Source organism: Desulforhopalus glucosivorans, from assembly GCF_054397165.1.
In genome coordinates, this window is the sequence record NZ_AP044854.1 from 5381307 (window position 1) to 5397769 (window position 16463).

A 16463-nucleotide genomic window follows, 5' to 3' on the forward strand; every position below is an offset into this window, starting at 1 on the left:
ATTCTATGGATGAATCCTTTCCAAAAAGAAAGATACTACGCCTGGTAGAAAGAAATGTGCTTGCTAGCGCTGATGTCTTTGAGGAGAACTTCAAAGAGGCATGTCAAGGATTTGCAGTTCTTAGCTATGAAAAACCGCAACGGTTTTTTGAGAAAGTTATAGTTGGGAATGAAAAGCAAAGCTATGACATGCAGGAGGGTAGGTTACGTTTTGAATGCGAGGTGCAGAAATTTGACTATATAAGTCCCGGCTACGGTGGTTTCTATCTGCTTCCTTTGCTGCAGCAGTTAAGAAAAAACTGCCCAGTGAGGCTTTTGTTTATTGCCCACTCTCCCGCCCAGCATGTTGTTGAAATGGCACTGGTGAGCGGCAGGCTGAGGAGCGGGGACGTTATCATCTGTCCCAGCAATAATGCACGGGAGATTATTGCTTCTCTTTTTCCACCGCTGGAACCCTTCTGTGTTGTCATCCCACATGCGATGCCGTCTCTCTTCAAGTCTTTCCCCGTTGGACAACAAGACAAAAGAGACAGTGGCACCCAGAAAAAGTTGGTAAGCTTGTGCAGGATAGCAGAAGATAAGCTCATTCATCGACAAATTGATGCGTTAGCAATACTTCACGGTGAGGGGTATCAACATATCAAGATGGAAATAGCAGGGGATTGCTATAACCAGAACGGTAAGCCGTTGTCCTATGTGAACGAGTTACAAGCGAGAATTCAGCGACTCGGGCTTGAAGAGCATGTTGTTTTTAGAGGGGGTATAAACTGTAAAAAAGAAAAAGCCTTTTTTTTGCTAGGAGCAGACGCGTTGATCAACCTGTCTCGCACAGAAGAGGAGTCGTTTGGTAAAAGCTGTGCTGAAGCAATTACCTTAGGTGTTCCGGTAATAAGTACTTACTGGAACGGACTACCTGAAACTGTAGGGGAGTGTGGGGTCTGTGTACCTCTTTTTGATGGATCCGGGCACCTTCATTTCGATGTTGATCCCAGGTTGTGCGCTGAAGCAATACTCCGGATGATTATTGCACCTCCGCTTCAAGAAACATTTCAAAGACAAAGCAGAAAATTTTCGATCTATGAGGTGAGCAAAAAGTATAGGCTAGCTCTCTTTGGTTCAGGGGAGACATGCAACAATGAGTTTGAAAAAAAATCTCTTTTGCAGGCATTAAATCCTGTATTACAAGCTTTTTCAGAAGAAGACTTGGATAACATGTACCTGGCACATCTTGGTTTTGACAGCCTTGCAGTTGGTGTTGAACAAGAACGTGAACAGCTTGCTGCCAGGTGGCATACAGTTTCAAAGTTGATTTTTCAGACAGCAAAAGGAAGCAGTAAACAATTGCTGGCTCATCTGAGTTCTGGTCGGCAGGGACGAAATGGGCCAGTTAAAAATGACAATACGTATAGTTCCCTACGACCGGTAACTACCGATGAGTGGATAAATAATCTTCTATCGTCTTGTCTGGACAAGTGTGATCAATGGGAAAGGGGAGTCGTAACCTCTCAACTGGCTGTTCAGACACCGGCTCTTTTGCCCTGGGCTAAAACAGTTTTGAGTCTAAACGAAGCTGATAATTTCCAGCTTATTGTCATTGCAAATTGTCTTTCACTCACGGAGAGTAAAGAGGATTTTGAGGCCAACTTTCTTTCTCTTCTGGAAAGGCGAGAGTTTTGTGAAAATGACAGCCCTATATTACTCTACCTCTACAAGCTGGTCCGGGGAACCCAAGTGTTCAACGAACTACAAAGAGTCACCGGAGAGTGGCTGGGAAAATACCCAGATTCGCCAGGGAGTAGTAACTTATGGGGTGTGGCTGGCCCTCGCCTGATTGTTGAAACAAACGATACTGATTTGCGAAACAGTCTTATGAACCAGCTTAAAGCAGTGTTACCTGAATTTGATATGTCCCGTATTGAACTTGCCCATAATGCGATCGATCTTCTATGAAGACAAAAAAATGAATTCAACCTTATTCGGATAATCTATGAAAGCCGTACGAGAGCAAATAGCCCTTGTTGCACCACCACTGACGATAAGTAACAGTCCTTATATCAGTATACCTGTTTTAATGGGGTGGCTTGAGGAGAATGGCATTCCCTGTACGTTTTTCGACTTAAGCCGTGAGATTGTTTCCCTGTTACTTTCTGATAAAGAACGTATCAGACATGGGTATAAATATATTTGTGATTCTTTTCTTGAGCTTAACGGAAAAACAGCCCTCAATCCCTTGCAGGCAAACCAGATTGGCCAGTGGCAAATGTTGCTTCACAGACTTGCAACATCTATTGATTTTCTGGAAGGTAGGACGCAATCCCTGGAAATCGATATTGACAACACAGAAGTTTTATTGGAACTCGTCACTGCTCCATATTGGCCAAATAGTTTGCTTGCTGCACGAGAGTTGCAATTTAGATCAAAGTACAATCTCTTCTCAAGTCACGATCTCACTCTTGCTGCAGAAGAAAACTTCTTTTTCACGCCATTGCTGGAAAAAATCATCGCACAACATTTTTCCAACACAAACATTGCAATCGTTGGCCTCTCCATTGTCTTTGATCAACAGATTATTCCTGCAATGCAGTGTGGGAAGATATTAAAAAAATTGGATCCCGATATCCATATTACGCTTGGTGGACCATTTACAACAGTTCACATGCGAGAACTCAAAAATCCAGAGTTTTTTGATGTGATAGATTCCGTAGTGCTAGACGAAGGAGAGGTGCCGTTGCTAGAGCTCTATAGTCAAGTGCGAAAGGACAAAGCTGATTTCAGCAAAGTGTCGAATCTTATCTGGCGTAATGAGCGAGGCGAGGTTGTTCGAAATAATACGTCACCTTATATTCCCTTAGACAGAATGCCAGCACCTGCCTATGATAAATGCCAGTTAGAGAAATATCAGGATATAGAAACAATGCGGCTTTCTTTTAGGCTATCTAAAGGCTGTTACTGGAAAAAATGTTCGTTTTGCCGTACAAATCTGTCACTGTGCAATAATTACAATCAACCTAAGGTTGACTATATTTACGACCGACTCTGTGAAGTTATCGATCGAACCGGAATAAAAACGTATTTATTCAGCGACGAATCAAGTGCTCCTTGGGTCCTTGAACAGCTTTCAGAACTGCTTCTAAGAGATAACAGAAAAATTGATTGGGTCTTTCATACCAGGGTAGACAGCAAGGCCCTTAGCCGTACTCGGGTTGAACTCTTTGAAAAGGCCGGTTGCAGTGGTTTTACTGTTGGTATTGAGTGTCTAAACGATAGGCTACTGCAACTGATGAACAAGGGTATCAGCGTTGAGGAAGTCGATCGCCTTTTGCATCAGCTCAAGTCAACTTTGCCGATTGGCGCTTATATGATGGTTGGTTTACCGACGGAGACAAAAGATGAGTTTTATGACTCGTGGAGGGCTATTGAGGGGTATAGAAAGCAAGGTTTGCTTGCTAGATACACATATTCGATGTTTTATCTTTCTCCTGGTTCATTGATGTGGGATGAACCAGAAAAATACGGTATTGAAAATATCCGGCCTGTAGGGGGAGAAAAAGGGCTTGATCTTATGCCAAACAACGTAACCTGCTATGAAAGTAGCGGTATGTCACGATATGAGGCTTGCAGGCACTACTTCCTCTATCGGCATAGGAACCGGCCTCCTCGTTTGCATGATCACCCTTTTTCCATCCAAAATGAAAAGTATTTCTCCAGGTACGATGTCCAGCGAATCGTAAAAAACCTGGGAGAACATTTTATATCACAGTTTGACACGCCTTTTGGAAAATGGCTGGAAGCTATTGCTGAATGCCCGTGCCTTGAAGGAGAAGATCCATGGTGGGAACGCCTCTGTGGCTAGGGTAACACTCATTAGTGTGGATGGTATTCCAGGGTCGGGGAAAAGCAGTACTGTCCATTGGCTGGGAGAGATGTTAGCCAAGAAAGGAAAATCAGTACAGATTGTTGCCGAAGACAGTGTCTCGCACCCCGTCAGATATCTCACTGACCTGCAGAAACCGTTGGCGCCCTGGAACGAGATGAGTGCAGAGAAGTTCAGCAGTGGCTGTTTGAACAAATTTGCTCGGTTTATAAACAATCAGACCACAATTAAGGAACAGCGTGAACTCATAATTGTACTTGACGGGCTATTATTTCATACTGATACAACATCCTATTATCTCATGCAGCCAGGAGAAGAACAATTGCGGCACCATCTCAGAGAACTGGTCAAAATCGGTAATCGTGTTTCTTTCTTACCTCTCTTACTCTATCATCAACCCTTCGGCTCGTCCATCTCCATGACTATGAATAGTAGGCCTGATGAATGGAGTAGCATGCAGATTGACTGGAAGACCTCATCGCCGTATTGCAGAAGGAAGGGATACACCGGAAATGAAGGCTACATTCAGTTTTACCAGGGGTATGAAGAGTGGATGACCAACACTTTTAACAGGTTGTTTGAAAAAACGAGGCGTAGCTTCTCAGCCTGTAACCCCCAAGCCGATTGGCTGTCTACCCGAAAGGCAATGTGGAGTTTTTATAGTAAAAATCTACTGCGCCCATCTTATATCGAAAAGCTATTGTAAAGCACAGCTCCATAGAGGATGCTATTTTATCAGCGAAAACTCAAGTTCGTCCCATAGCTTTTTCCGGTCTGTAACTGGTTTCACGTCATCAAGTTTTATTTCTACTATTTTCCCGTTTTCAATTATCCCAAGTCGTATCGCATCTTCAACGTATTTCTGTTGGAGGTGTCCGTCTTTATCAAATGCGTAGTTTGCGAGTATACCCTGAAAAGAATTGTTTTCCAGGTACTTGGCAATGGCTTGCGGTGAGGGAGTTGGGTTGTTGGCCACTGCATTAGCAATAAGCATAAAGGTGTCGTACCCGTAATAGGCTGCGTGGTTTGCTTTTTGACCGTATGTATCATAATATTTCCTGTCAAATTCATCCTTTAATGGAGAATCACTTATGACCGGATAGGCGACTACCGGGTCAATTCCAATGAGATCTTGATTCTGCAATAAATCTTCAATTTGTTTAATATTTGTAGGATCGATGGGTAGAAACATAATATGGTCGGTACTCTTCATAAGCTCAGGATTCTCAGCAAAAAAATCGCTTAAAAATTGCTTGTGGCTGGCGCCCATCATACCCCAAAAGACGCCATCTACTCCAAGGACATCAAATTTTTTCTCAAACTCTTTGAAGACAGACAAGTTAATCATCTCTTCCTCAAAGGTCAGGGATGTGGTTACCGGCACATTTTGTTTAGCAAGCCAGGTTTCAATATTGCGGGTAAAACCATTATCACTTGGATTGTTTTCGGTGACCATCGCTACGCTTTGTAGGTTACGCTTTTTGGCATAGTTGGCTATTGCTATACTGTATAAATTAACCGGGTATGTATTATTAAAAATGAGATATGAGGCTTCTTCGCGGGGAATGAAAAGGTGGCTCGTCCGAAATGTGACCATTCCCATATACTCTGCCAGAGTCTCAGTTTGTTGGGTTACAGCTTGGCTGGCCGGAAGGATCATTGCAAGGACTGCAGGGTCGGTTCCTATTTTGTAGACATACTCATCCAGGGTATCATAGTCGTTCCTGCCGGAACCAATATAATGTTCGAGGTTGCTTAGACTGGGGTTCTTCTCTCTTGTTTCATTGGCTGCTATTTTCACTCCCTGTATCATCTTATCAAAAAAGGCTTTTCCTAGAATGTAATCGGAATCTGGTGGAACAATAGCGATTTTTACCTTACCCTTTTTCAGCTCCATGTATTTTGTTCGGGCGGCGGCAAAATTTTCCTCCTTAAATGAGAGCCATGACAGATCATAATGTTCTCTAAAGGTGTTCGCGATATTGTCTCGTTGCCACACACCAGCTCCGATAAAGGCCAAGAGTAGAATAAGAAGTGTTTTTTTGCTGTTCATAATAGAGTCTGCTCTGGGTTAGGTTATTTGACGTTTGGCTAACTTGTAAAAATATCCCTTTAATTCCATTAATTGCGCGTAGTTCCCTTCTTCTGCGATGTGGCCATTTTCAAGGAAGAGGATTTTGTCCGCATTCTCGATTGTACTGAGTCTATGCGCAATGATAATTCGAGTCGCGTCCAATTGTTCCAGGCTTTCCGAGACGATTTTTTGGGTTTTATTGTCAAGGGCGCTGGTTGCTTCGTCAAAAAAGATGATTTTAGGTTTGTGCACTATTGCCCGTGCAATCATAATTCGCTGGCGTTGGCCACCTGAAAGCGTTCCTCCACCAGCCGTGACCACAGTATGCATACCCATTGGCATTGCCTTGATATCATCGTAACATCCTGCAAGCCGTGCTGCATCCCAGGCATCATCATGGCTGAGAAGGGCCGAGCCACCCACAATGTTTTCAAAAATTGTACCCTGCAGGATTTTTCCGTTTTGCAGTACAACACCCAGTTGTCTCCTTAAACCGCGTAAATCAACTTTTGTCAGGTCATTTGTGTCGTAAAAAATTGACCCTTCTGCTGGAAAATCAAAACCAAGAAGCAGACGGAGCATAGTGGATTTACCTGACCCTGAATTGCCCACCAGAGCGATGAACTGACCAGATTCTATATGCATTGAGATATTATGGAGGACAAGTGGGCCTTCCGGAGTGTAGCGATAAGAGACATTGTGTATTTTGATATTGCCTTCAAGTGTTTCTGCTACGGGTTTGTCCTCTGAGATTTCTGGCTCTGTAAGGAGAATTGGCTGGATACGTTTGAACTGAGGGATGCAATGAAGGGTGGTGAAGATACCTTGCAACAAAGCCATTACTGCTGCCTGAAAGGAACCGTATGCACTATAGAAAGCCATGAAGGAGCCGGTGGATAGATTTGAACTGCTGCTGTTCCCCTGTAAAAACATGAAAAAGACCCAGAAGATAGCGATCATGTTGAAAAGTTTAAGATTCTTTCCAAGTGCCTGCATGGACATCTGCCAGATACCACTTTTTCGGTAAGCATTTTTCTTCTGTTGGAAAAGAGTAACCCATTGTAAGAAGGCCTCTTTTTCAGAACAGGTCATTCGTAGCTTGGCAATACCGGTGAAGAACTGGAGTGTCAGCCCCGATAATTCACCTTCCTTTTGGGCCAGAACCACCTGGTGTCTGTAAATCATTACTGCCACTAAAAGGGTGACGATGCTGAAAGAGGAGACAACAAAAAGAACAACCAAGGTCAATTGCCATGAATAGTAGAACATCACCAGGACACTGCAAAAGGAGAACAGGCCCGAGATCATCCCGGTGATAACGGTGACGCTTAAGGTTTCCTTGATTTTACTGATGGACATAGCACGATTTGCAAGGTCACCGGCGTTGAACTTGCTAAAAAACGAGACAGGCAGAGAAAGGAGTCTATCCCAAACTGCAGCCTGCGTCTGGTAATCAGCTCGCGTCAAGAATCGAACAATGGATACGGACTGCACGTAGGATATGGCCCAACTGGTGAGGCCACAAGCCAAAAGAATGATGAGCATTTGTAACAGCAATCCCTTGTCTGCGTTGGGTATGGCGGAGTCAAACACCTTATTTGTTGCGACAGGGGTGACAAGGGCAAGTAAAGCTATCACTAACCCCCAGGTTAACATGTAAAAAATATCTGCTTTCCCTCCGTACAAACAGAATTTTATAAGATCCATGGCAGACAATGGTCGTGCTGGCAATGGTTTATAAAATGTCCACGCCTGCAAGTGCAGGAGTTGGGCATACTTTTTTGTGACAGTGACACTTGTTCCGGTTTCAGGCTCGATGGCAACGCATGATTGCCGGTCTGTCGGTATAAGTGCTACTGGTGCTCCCCCATCCTCAAGGAAAGCAACCATGGGGACATTGTTTTCCGTCCACCAGTGATCACTGGACAGTGTTACTTTTCGAACCCGGTAATTGGAGTTTTCGGCAATGAGCCGTACTCTGTCAATATTGGTTGTTTTCTGTCCGCTGTCATCAGTGCTATCCTTAAAAGCACCTGGCGCGCCAAGTTTTTTCAAAACAAGTCTGCAGGCATTCGTTACACTGTCGGCAAAAGGGTCAATGGTTGCAAAGGTAGTGCCCAGAATGGTACTTTCCATCCTGGCCAATGAGTTGTGCAAGATATCATTTTTAGTCTTTCGCCGGCGCAGAAGCCTATCTTGCCAATTTTTATTACTTTCCTTCATAGATGTTCCCATTCTCAGGTATTGATGAGCTCGTAATAGGTTCCTTTCAGAGCCATCAACTCTTCGTGGCTGCCTTGTTCAGCGACGACTCCTTTATCGAGAACGATGATGGTCTTGCAGTCCCGGATTGTGCTGAGTCTGTGAGCTACAATCAATGTAGAGCAACCGCGCCTACGGACTGCCTTGTCGATTTCGACTTCTGTTGTTGGATCTAGCGCACTGGTAGCCTCATCAAGGATAAGAAAAGAGGGGTTGATCGCCAATGCTCTTGCTATCTCCAGGCGCTGGGCCTGACCACCACTGAAGTTTGCTCCATTTTCATCCACACGGCTGTAATAACTTCCGGCTCTCTTGACAATTTCACTGTGAATCTGTGCATCTGCACCTGCATCTAATACGTGTTGCTGTGGAATAGTAGTATCCCACATGGTAATGTTGTCCATTACAGAGCCCTGGAAAAGGAAAACGTCCTGGTCCACCATAGCCATGGAACTGGCCAGCGTGAGAGGGTCGATTTCCCACCTTGTCTTGCCATCGAAAAGGATATCGCCACTCCAGGGTTGGTAGGCCCCTGAAATAAGCTTTGCAATGGTTGATTTACCAGATCCCGAACCACCCACCAGAGCCACTCTATCTCCTGGGGCGAGGATCAGGTTGAAGTCTTTTATTATGGGGTCGAGTACCTTACTGTAGCCAAAAGTAAGGTTTTTTAATTCAACTTGTCCCGTTAGTCGCTCAAGATGCAGCTGTTGTCCTGCTAACTGTTTATCGCTGTCACCAGTGGTGTAATTAAACACATCATCCAGCCGTTCCAAATCCGCTTCAACTTCCTGTAATTGAGAACCAAAATTGACAATAGAGCTAAAAGGGCTGGCAAAAAGTGTAGCCAAGGTCTGGTAAGCCATCAGCATTCCGATGGTCAGATCTCCAGCGAGGATCCTCATTCCTCCTACAATAAGGATCGCGGTACTGTTCAGTGAGTTCAAAAAGGTGGGTACTGTGGTCACGAATGCTGAAGAAACGTCCAAACGCTGCTGGGAATTAACCAATTTAGCCTGATAACCCGCCCATGATGCAAAAAAGTCGTTTTCTGAGCCACTCGCTTTCAGGGTTTCGATCAGTTGAAGTCCAGCCATACTGGTGCCAATCAATTTGCCGTTTTCCTGTTTGATGGTCATGTTTAGAACCACCCTTCGTCGACTTACCAATCTGAGCATGACAAGGTTGGTTATCATGATTGAAAGGGAAAGAAAAGTGAGAGGCACATCATAGACGAACATCACAAAGAGATACAGGAAAACTGTCGCTGCACTGATGAGATTGGTGGCAAGCTGGTTTGAAAGGAGGTCCGCGACTTTGTCGTTGAGGGTCACCCTGTTTGCGATTTCTCCGGGATATCGTTGGGTGAAAAACTCGATAGGCAGGTTCAGAACATGGAGAAGGAATTTACCTGAAGATGAAACGGCAAAAAAGAGGTTTGTTTTAAGTAGAGCAAATTGTTGGAACAGGCCGAGACTCACTTGTAAGCTCAGTGCAATCGTCATAAGAATGAGGAGTGGGGAAAGCCATTGGCTCATGTTGTTGCCAAGAATTTGATCGAGAAAGGCCTGTTGAAATCCACTGGTCATTAAGCCGGGAATCAAAAGTAAAAAGCCGGAAAGAAAAGCAAAAAGCAGTGAAGATGTTGCCCCTTTTAACCTCGTTTTAAGGCCGTTGACGGTACTTTTGGGTGCCCCCTGTTTAATAAAGTCATCCTTTGGTGTGAACGTGAGGGTTATACCGGTGAAGGAAGCCTCAAATTCATCTCTTGTAACGGTTGTTTCTCCAGAAGCAGGATCATTGATGTAAAAGGTATCCCCACTCCTTCCACAATAGACGATAAAATGGTTAAAATTCCAAAATATTATAGAAGGTTTCGGATGTTTCTCAAGATCATCAACCTCGTTAATACGAAAGGCTCTACACTGCAGGCCATATTGTTCCGCTGCCAGCATCAGATACTTAGCATTGGATCCATCCCGTGAAACACCGCACTGGATGCGCATTTTTTCAAGAGGTTCATATCGACCATGGTAGGCGAGTACCATGGCTAGCGCAGCCGCACCACATTCAACGGCCTCCATTTGAATGATGACCGGGACTCGCTTTCGGGTTTCAGAAAAAAACATATATCCGCATGAGTTAAATTTGCTGGGTAATCTCAAATTCACGTTGGCCGATGCCAAGAAAATATCTTCGGAAAATTTCCACAACCAGATTTATGGGCTTTTCTGTCCTGGTAATCACTGAGCCTGTAATCAAGGTACCCTGTTTGATTTTCAAAGGAGGCCCCTTGGAAGAGGTCCATTTGTAACCGCTATATGTGTTTGAGCTTGTGAGGAGCGACACTTCAACTTTATATGGAGAACCACCGGTCGAGTTTATGACAACGGTACTGAGAGAGGCGTTGAGCAGAGTCTGGTCAATCTCTGCCTGAGAGACAGGGTAGGGGCTGCTGGTCATCACCAATCCTTTAATAGATCCATAATCTTCAGCCTTTAAAAAAGTTGGAGTTACCTGGGCATCCATCCCGTACTGGACGCCTTTTCCTTCAATGGTTGAAAAGTAGAGAACAGCTTTTAATCCTTTTTCTGTGCTCTCGGATAATGTGATAACGGCTTGGTTTGCGCTGACGAGATCGCCCTGGTAGGCGAGGATTTCCTGAACGTATCCTTGGCTGTAACTTGTAATAAAACTTTGTGACATCAGGTCTTTAATCTGGGTACCTGTGTGGTAAATCTGTTCTTTGATGTTCTCCATCCTGGAAAAGTGATCTTTGCGCTGGGTAAAGACGGTGTCTTGCTTTTGTGCGTCATAGTTGAGTTGGTTATTGCGCATATTACTTAGATTATTCAATAGATTCGTATAATCTTGTCGTTGTTGCTGAAGGCTGTAATCGGAAATGATCCCCATATTTTTGACACCTTCAGCATTACTCAGAAAGCCTTCATACCATGTGAAGATCTGTTCGAGTTCACCGACCTGTTCTTTGCTGCTTGAGATTTGAGCATCATAGTAACCCTTTATAACGTCGAGGTATTTTTCATCCATTGCCTTAATCTCTTCGTATTCTTTGTGGAGCAAAATTATTTTGTTTTTTATCTCGACAATGTCATTTATCTGTTCCGGAAGGTCAATTCTCCCGATAATCTGTCCATATTGCACATAGTCTCCAACTTCGACCGCCATGGCGTTAACAATACCTGTTCCCGTGCTGTACACACTATGAACTCGATCACCACTGACGATGACTCCTATACCGCTTTGGGGGTATTTCAAAGAACCTAAAAAGCCCCAAAGGACAATGACGAGTGTGAAAAGTCCCAATGCAAGAAGGCTTAACCATCCCGCCGAGGGAATGAGTTTTACTGTTGTGTCCAGTTGTTCTGGCGAGGACAGTTTCTGGAGTGCTTTTTTACGGAAAAGTTTGTCTGAACTCATAATAGTATTGTAGATATGGCATTGGTTACTTAGCGCATCTTGAATGGGGAACGTGTAGCATTCAGCATGCCTAAATCATTTAATAATTGCAGTGTTGCCTTGGAAATACAGGCCACTTGGTATAGGGGGTATAATACCGGTGCAATCGAAAATGGCGTGGACGAGTTTAAAAATCTTTTCTTTTTATCATTGTATTTTATTTAATATATAAAATACAATGATAAAAAAAGAATTACTTAGTCCAATAAATGGTTAGCTCAATTGAATGTGAAAAAGGTGTAAATGCTGAACTATTAGTAAAATACTTAAGGTTAATGGGCGCCAACTTATGTCTAAAAAAACTCTATCTGTTGTTATCGGTTGTACTTCTTTGCTTGTTGCTTGTTCGCCCTATTCGGTTCCTCCTAAGGAAGATTTCAGAAGCTCACCTGTTTCTATTTCTATAGCGCATCAAAAGAGTGCAGCCTACAGTAGGCTACTTGAGGATTGTTCTCGGGAAATTGAAATCCAGTTGATGGATTATGGTTCTGTTTATACGCAAGGCGAAGGTTTAGTAACATCTGAGAGTGTTAAGAGACAGGCGATGCGCGAAATCTTGAGAGCGTCAGATAACTTTCAGGGATTCAAACCAGACAACAGTGAAGCATTCTATGAAAGTGCACAAAAATCATTTAACAGAGTACAACTCGATACACACCATCCGTTTGTTCTAATGGATGCGGTGGCTCTCGCGATACAGTTTAACCGTGATATTCAGAAGAGCTACATGCAGTATCAGCAGTCACTTGGAAATCTTGATGTTACAAGTGGTGCATTTGACCCGAGCATTACTGCAGAATACAGCTATACCCCATCATATTTATCTTCTGATGGTGAATCTGTTAGTGAAACGGAAGCGTCCTTTTATACTGTCGGGGTGGAAAAACTGTCCAGGTTTGGTTTACAAACCAACGCGTTCTTTTCACTAAACGGTAATCAATCTGACAATTTGAGTAATGATTCTGAAGTGGGTAAGGGGCAGCTCGGTCTCACCTTTACTATGCCTGTATTGAAGCAGTCTGGTGTTGTCTCTGTCGGTGCTGAGGAACAGGCAAATATTCTTTTGGTTGAGGCGTCAGTGGCCAGTATTGTAAATCAGATCAACTCAACATTGAATACTGTAGCTGGAGATTACTGGAACTATGTTGCTGCTTTTCAACAACTTCTTCTTAGCATCGATGCGGAATTGCGAAGTGGACGGATTCTTCGTGATACCAAGGTCCTTGTGGAAAACTCCTTTCAGGCCAATTCAGACTTAAGCTCCCTCAGGGCGAATTTGGCCAATCAACTTTCGGCGCGCAGAGTTAATGAACAAAAACTCATTGAAGCTCGCAATCAAGTGGCTATCTCAATAGGATTCCCGGTCAAAATGGCAAAAATGCTGCCCGCTCCAACTTCTCGTTTTGCTGGCCTCGATATTCAAACGGCATGCAGTATAAGAGAAAATGAGAAGAAAATTCTCGATATAGCTTTCGAAAACAGACAGGATTTGAAGGCGGCAGATTTATCTGTGCAACAGTCACAAATCCTCCAAAAAAAATACAAACAGGATTTGTTACCAGGACTTAACCTCATTGCTGGTGCGACGCAAACAGGCTTTACACCAAATGATACCTTTGGGGATATGTTTGATTCTCCCAGTGATGGCGAATTTGCGGTTAATGCTGGTATTCAAATGGCTTTTCCTGTGTATAACCAAGTGGCACTTGGGCAATTCAGAAGTCAAATCGGTAAGACGAGAGAGCAGCAACTTGAATATATTGCAGTCAAAGAAACTATTACCAGTGATATTAATAATGCTGTGGCGGCATTATTTAACGCTGTTGATGTTTTGCAGCTATCAATATATGGGGAAGGGCAATATATGAAGGCAACAGACGATGAAATAAAAAAATATAAACTCGGTATGAGCTCTATTATCGATGTTTTGAATACTACTGATCAGCTAAACGCCATTCGACAAAACACTGTTACGGCAAAATTCAGTTTGGCTACAGCCATTGCCAGTCTGAGATTTGGGAGTGCCACCTTTTTTGATGATGCCGTAGGGGGATCGACTGTGAGTGAAGCTGAATTAATGACCCCGTTTCCTGCTGTTTATTTGGATAATTTCACTGCAACAGAAAAATGTGAACCGGCGATGAGTGATTGAGTGGAATTCTAAAATTGAATGAAGAAGAAGTGTCAGATTTAATGAGTTCCCGTTATACAAAGGCAGTTATACTGCCTGACAGTCACCTTGGGCAATGGAAAAGGGTTTACGGGATATTCGTGTATCCAAGGTAACTGGAGTGAAAAACCATGGCAAATACATTGTACGTAGAGGGAACTGAACCCCGGAGTGGTAAATCGGCTATCATCCTTGGTCTGATGGAGCTTCTCACAAGAAATATCAAGAAAGTGGCTTTTTAAAAGCCATTAATTGAAGTGGAGCATTCCAGAGCGGGTAAAATCAGGCGGGACAACACGATCAATCTTGTCAAGCATCAATATTATCTATGTGTTTATTATCATGAGATTTTTGCCTACACTACCGACGAAGCAAGTCAACTAACTCATTGCCCTGGGTAAGAATGCTGAGCTGTATGATGGGATAAATACTGTTGCGATGACAGCGATACAGGCGTATGCCGAAAATGAACAGCAATAAAGCGTGATTTAATTCGGAACCAACTGAGAGTGCGCTAAATCCAGCTTGTGTCAGTGGTCAATAAGGTGGACAAAGTTTTCTTGATCTAACAACCACAAATTCAAGAACTGTAGTTGTTAGATCAAATATGAACTACCTTACTTCTTCAAACTCGGCGTCTACTACATCTTCCTCTTCTTTCTTCTGTTTTGCTCCAGTTCCATCGCCCTCAGTAGCGGTGGCGTTAGCATTGGACGCCTGAGCTTTATTCAGCAACTTCGTTAGCTTATGAGATGCCTGCGTTAAAGCCTCAACTGCCGATTTAATAGCCTCAAGATCATCACCATCTTTTACCTTCCTAACATTTTCGATCTCAATTATTACATTACTCTTCACTGTATCATCAATGCCTTCTTCCAGGTCTTTGAGACTTTTTTCAGCAATATGAACAAGGTTATCTGCAGAATTTCGTGTTTCGATTAACTCTCTGCGTCTTTTATCTTCTTCGGCATGGAGTTCCGCATCATTGGTCATCCTCTCTATCTCTTCCTTGGTCAAGCCAGAAGAGGCTGTGATCTTGATTGATTGTTCTTTACCAGTCCCCATATCTTTAGCAGCAACACTGAGAATTCCATTGGCGTCCAGGTCAAAGGTCACCTCAATTTGAGGTGTTCCACGAGGAGCAGGGTGAATGTCGGTCAACTCAAAACGGCCAATGGTTTTGTTATCCTGGGCTATTTCACGTTCACCTTGTAACACATGAATGGATACAGCCGGCTGATTGTCTGCTGCAGTCGAGAAAATTTGACTTTTCTTGGTTGGTACTGTCGTGTTCTTTTCAATCAATTTTGTAGTTACTCCACCAAGTGTCTCAATACCAAGACTAAGTGGCGTAACATCAAGTAACAGAACATCTTTCACATCACCCTGGAGTACACCAGCTTGAATCGCAGCACCAATTGCAACAACTTCATCGGGGTTAACCCCCTTGTGAGGTTCTTTGCCAAAAATTTCTTTTACCTTTTCCTGCACCTTCGGCATACGGCTCATACCACCGACCAATATGACCTCATCAATATCAGAAGGAGAAAGGTTGGCATCTTTAAGGGCAGTCTTGCAGGGCCCTACAGTGCGCTCAATCAAGTCTTCCACCAGACTTTCCAGCTTGGCACGGCTCAATTTAAGATTGAGGTGTTTGGGGCCGGTTGCGTCCGCTGTTATAAACGGTAGATTGATGTCTGTTTCCTTGGTGGAGGATAACTCCATTTTGGCTTTTTCCGCTTCTTCTTTTAATCTTTGAAGAGCCATCTTGTCTGACCTGAGATCAATACCCTGCAACCGTTTGAATTCTTCGGCCAGCCAATTAACAATTCGCATGTCAAAGTCTTCACCACCGAGAAATGTATCGCCGTTGGTTGATTTCACTTCAAAAACACCATCTCCGATTTCCAGGATGGAAACATCAAAGGTACCTCCACCAAGATCAAAGACAGCAATTTTTTCCTCACCCTGCTTGTCGAGTCCATAAGCAAGTGATGCGGCTGTTGGTTCGTTAATGATTCGCAAGATGTTAAGTCCTGCAATCTTACCTGCATCTTTTGTAGCTTGCCGCTGGGAGTCGTTGAAATATGCAGGAACAGTGACAATAGCATCTGTAACTTCCTCTCCTAAGTACTCTTCAACAGTCTGCTTCATCTTTGTTAAAATCATTGCCGAAATTTCTGCGGGGCGATACACTTTGCCATCAACATCCACAGATACGCTACCGTTTGTACCTTCGACAATTTTAAACGGACTGACCTCGATTGAACGTTTTACCTCTGCGTCGGTAAACTTTCGCCCGATGAGTCGTTTTATCGCATAGAGTGTGCGTGTTGGGTTGGTTACGGCCTGCCGCTTGGCTACCTGGCCAACGAGTCTCTCTTCATTATCAGTAAAGGCAACAATTGATGGGGTCGTTCTGTTTCCTTCTACGTTAGTTACTACTTTTGGTTCGCCCCCCTCCATAATCGCCACACATGAGTTTGTGGTACCTAGGTCTATTCCGATAATTTTACTCATTACTTTTCTCCTCAAACGTTATGTTGGTTACTCAAACTATGGTGCTGGTAACCTCTGCTTAATGCCTGTTTTCCCCTGATTTGT

The 16463-nt window shown here is 43.6% G+C and carries 9 protein-coding genes; 4 read left to right on the top strand and 5 right to left on the bottom strand.

Features of this window, described 5'->3' with window-relative positions:
• Positions 1-5 precede the first annotated feature (5 nt).
• From ACX6CI_RS23000 to ACX6CI_RS23010, 3 genes are read left to right on the top strand one after another with little or no spacing between them, the layout of a single operon-like run.
• Positions 6-1949 carry a glycosyltransferase family 4 protein gene (locus ACX6CI_RS23000; RefSeq protein ID WP_458775992.1) on the top strand — a complete coding sequence of 648 codons (1944 nt, stop codon included), beginning with the start codon at positions 6-8 and terminating at the stop codon, positions 1947-1949.
• Positions 1950-1986: 37 nt separating this feature from the next.
• Positions 1987-3852, top strand: coding sequence for a B12-binding domain-containing radical SAM protein (locus ACX6CI_RS23005; RefSeq protein ID WP_458775993.1), 1866 nt, complete (start codon positions 1987-1989; stop codon positions 3850-3852).
• On the top strand, positions 3845-4579 hold the full coding sequence (locus ACX6CI_RS23010) for a P-loop NTPase family protein (RefSeq protein ID WP_458775994.1): 735 nt from the start codon (positions 3845-3847) through the stop codon (positions 4577-4579). The genes ACX6CI_RS23005 and ACX6CI_RS23010 overlap by 8 nt, the downstream gene beginning before the upstream one ends.
• A 21-nt stretch (positions 4580-4600) precedes the next feature.
• Here the strand turns inward: ACX6CI_RS23010 and ACX6CI_RS23015 are convergent, their stop codons facing one another.
• Genes ACX6CI_RS23015 through ACX6CI_RS23030 form a run of 4 tightly spaced genes read right to left on the bottom strand, consistent with a single transcriptional unit; the run spans position 4601 to position 11650 of the window.
• Positions 4601-5926 (bottom strand): ABC transporter substrate-binding protein, encoded by a 1326-nt coding sequence (locus ACX6CI_RS23015; RefSeq protein ID WP_458775995.1) that lies wholly within the window; start codon positions 5924-5926, stop codon positions 4601-4603.
• 18 nt (positions 5927-5944) lie between these two features.
• Entirely contained in the window at positions 5945-8170 is a 2226-nt protein-coding gene (locus ACX6CI_RS23020; RefSeq protein ID WP_458775996.1) for an NHLP bacteriocin export ABC transporter permease/ATPase subunit, read from the bottom strand.
• 14 nt (positions 8171-8184) lie between these two features.
• Complete coding sequence (locus ACX6CI_RS23025; protein WP_458775997.1) at positions 8185-10338, bottom strand: NHLP family bacteriocin export ABC transporter peptidase/permease/ATPase subunit; 2154 nt, start codon at positions 10336-10338, stop codon at positions 8185-8187.
• Between the two features lie 13 nt (positions 10339-10351).
• Positions 10352-11650: an NHLP bacteriocin system secretion protein gene (locus tag ACX6CI_RS23030; protein WP_458775998.1), complete on the bottom strand. Its 1299-nt coding sequence runs from the start codon at positions 11648-11650 to the stop codon at positions 10352-10354.
• 328 nt (positions 11651-11978) lie between these two features.
• Between ACX6CI_RS23030 and ACX6CI_RS23035 the strand changes: the two genes are divergently transcribed.
• Positions 11979-13841, top strand: a complete 1863-nt coding sequence (locus ACX6CI_RS23035) for a TolC family protein (protein ID WP_458775999.1) — start codon at positions 11979-11981, stop codon at positions 13839-13841.
• A gap of 630 nt (positions 13842-14471) precedes the next feature.
• Here the strand turns inward: ACX6CI_RS23035 and dnaK are convergent.
• Complete coding sequence (gene dnaK / locus ACX6CI_RS23040; protein WP_458776000.1) at positions 14472-16379, bottom strand: molecular chaperone DnaK; 1908 nt, start codon at positions 16377-16379, stop codon at positions 14472-14474.
• Between the last annotated feature and the right edge of the window lie 84 nt (positions 16380-16463).

What these genes read in the sequence shown, in the direction of transcription:
- ACX6CI_RS23015 (WP_458775995.1), bottom strand. Translation starts at nt 5,926, where the DNA reads ATGAACAGCAAAAAAACACTTCTTATTCTACTCTTGGCCTTTATCGGA.
- ACX6CI_RS23020 (WP_458775996.1), bottom strand. Translation starts at nt 8,170, where the DNA reads ATGAAGGAAAGTAATAAAAATTGGCAAGATAGGCTTCTGCGCCGGCGA.
- ACX6CI_RS23035 (WP_458775999.1), top strand. Translation starts at nt 11,979, where the DNA reads ATGTCTAAAAAAACTCTATCTGTTGTTATCGGTTGTACTTCTTTGCTT.
- ACX6CI_RS23030 (WP_458775998.1), bottom strand. Translation starts at nt 11,650, where the DNA reads ATGAGTTCAGACAAACTTTTCCGTAAAAAAGCACTCCAGAAACTGTCC.
- ACX6CI_RS23005 (WP_458775993.1), top strand. Translation starts at nt 1,987, where the DNA reads ATGAAAGCCGTACGAGAGCAAATAGCCCTTGTTGCACCACCACTGACG.
- ACX6CI_RS23000 (WP_458775992.1), top strand. Translation starts at nt 6, where the DNA reads ATGGATGAATCCTTTCCAAAAAGAAAGATACTACGCCTGGTAGAAAGA.
- ACX6CI_RS23025 (WP_458775997.1), bottom strand. Translation starts at nt 10,338, where the DNA reads ATGTTTTTTTCTGAAACCCGAAAGCGAGTCCCGGTCATCATTCAAATG.
- dnaK (WP_458776000.1), bottom strand. Translation starts at nt 16,379, where the DNA reads ATGAGTAAAATTATCGGAATAGACCTAGGTACCACAAACTCATGTGTG.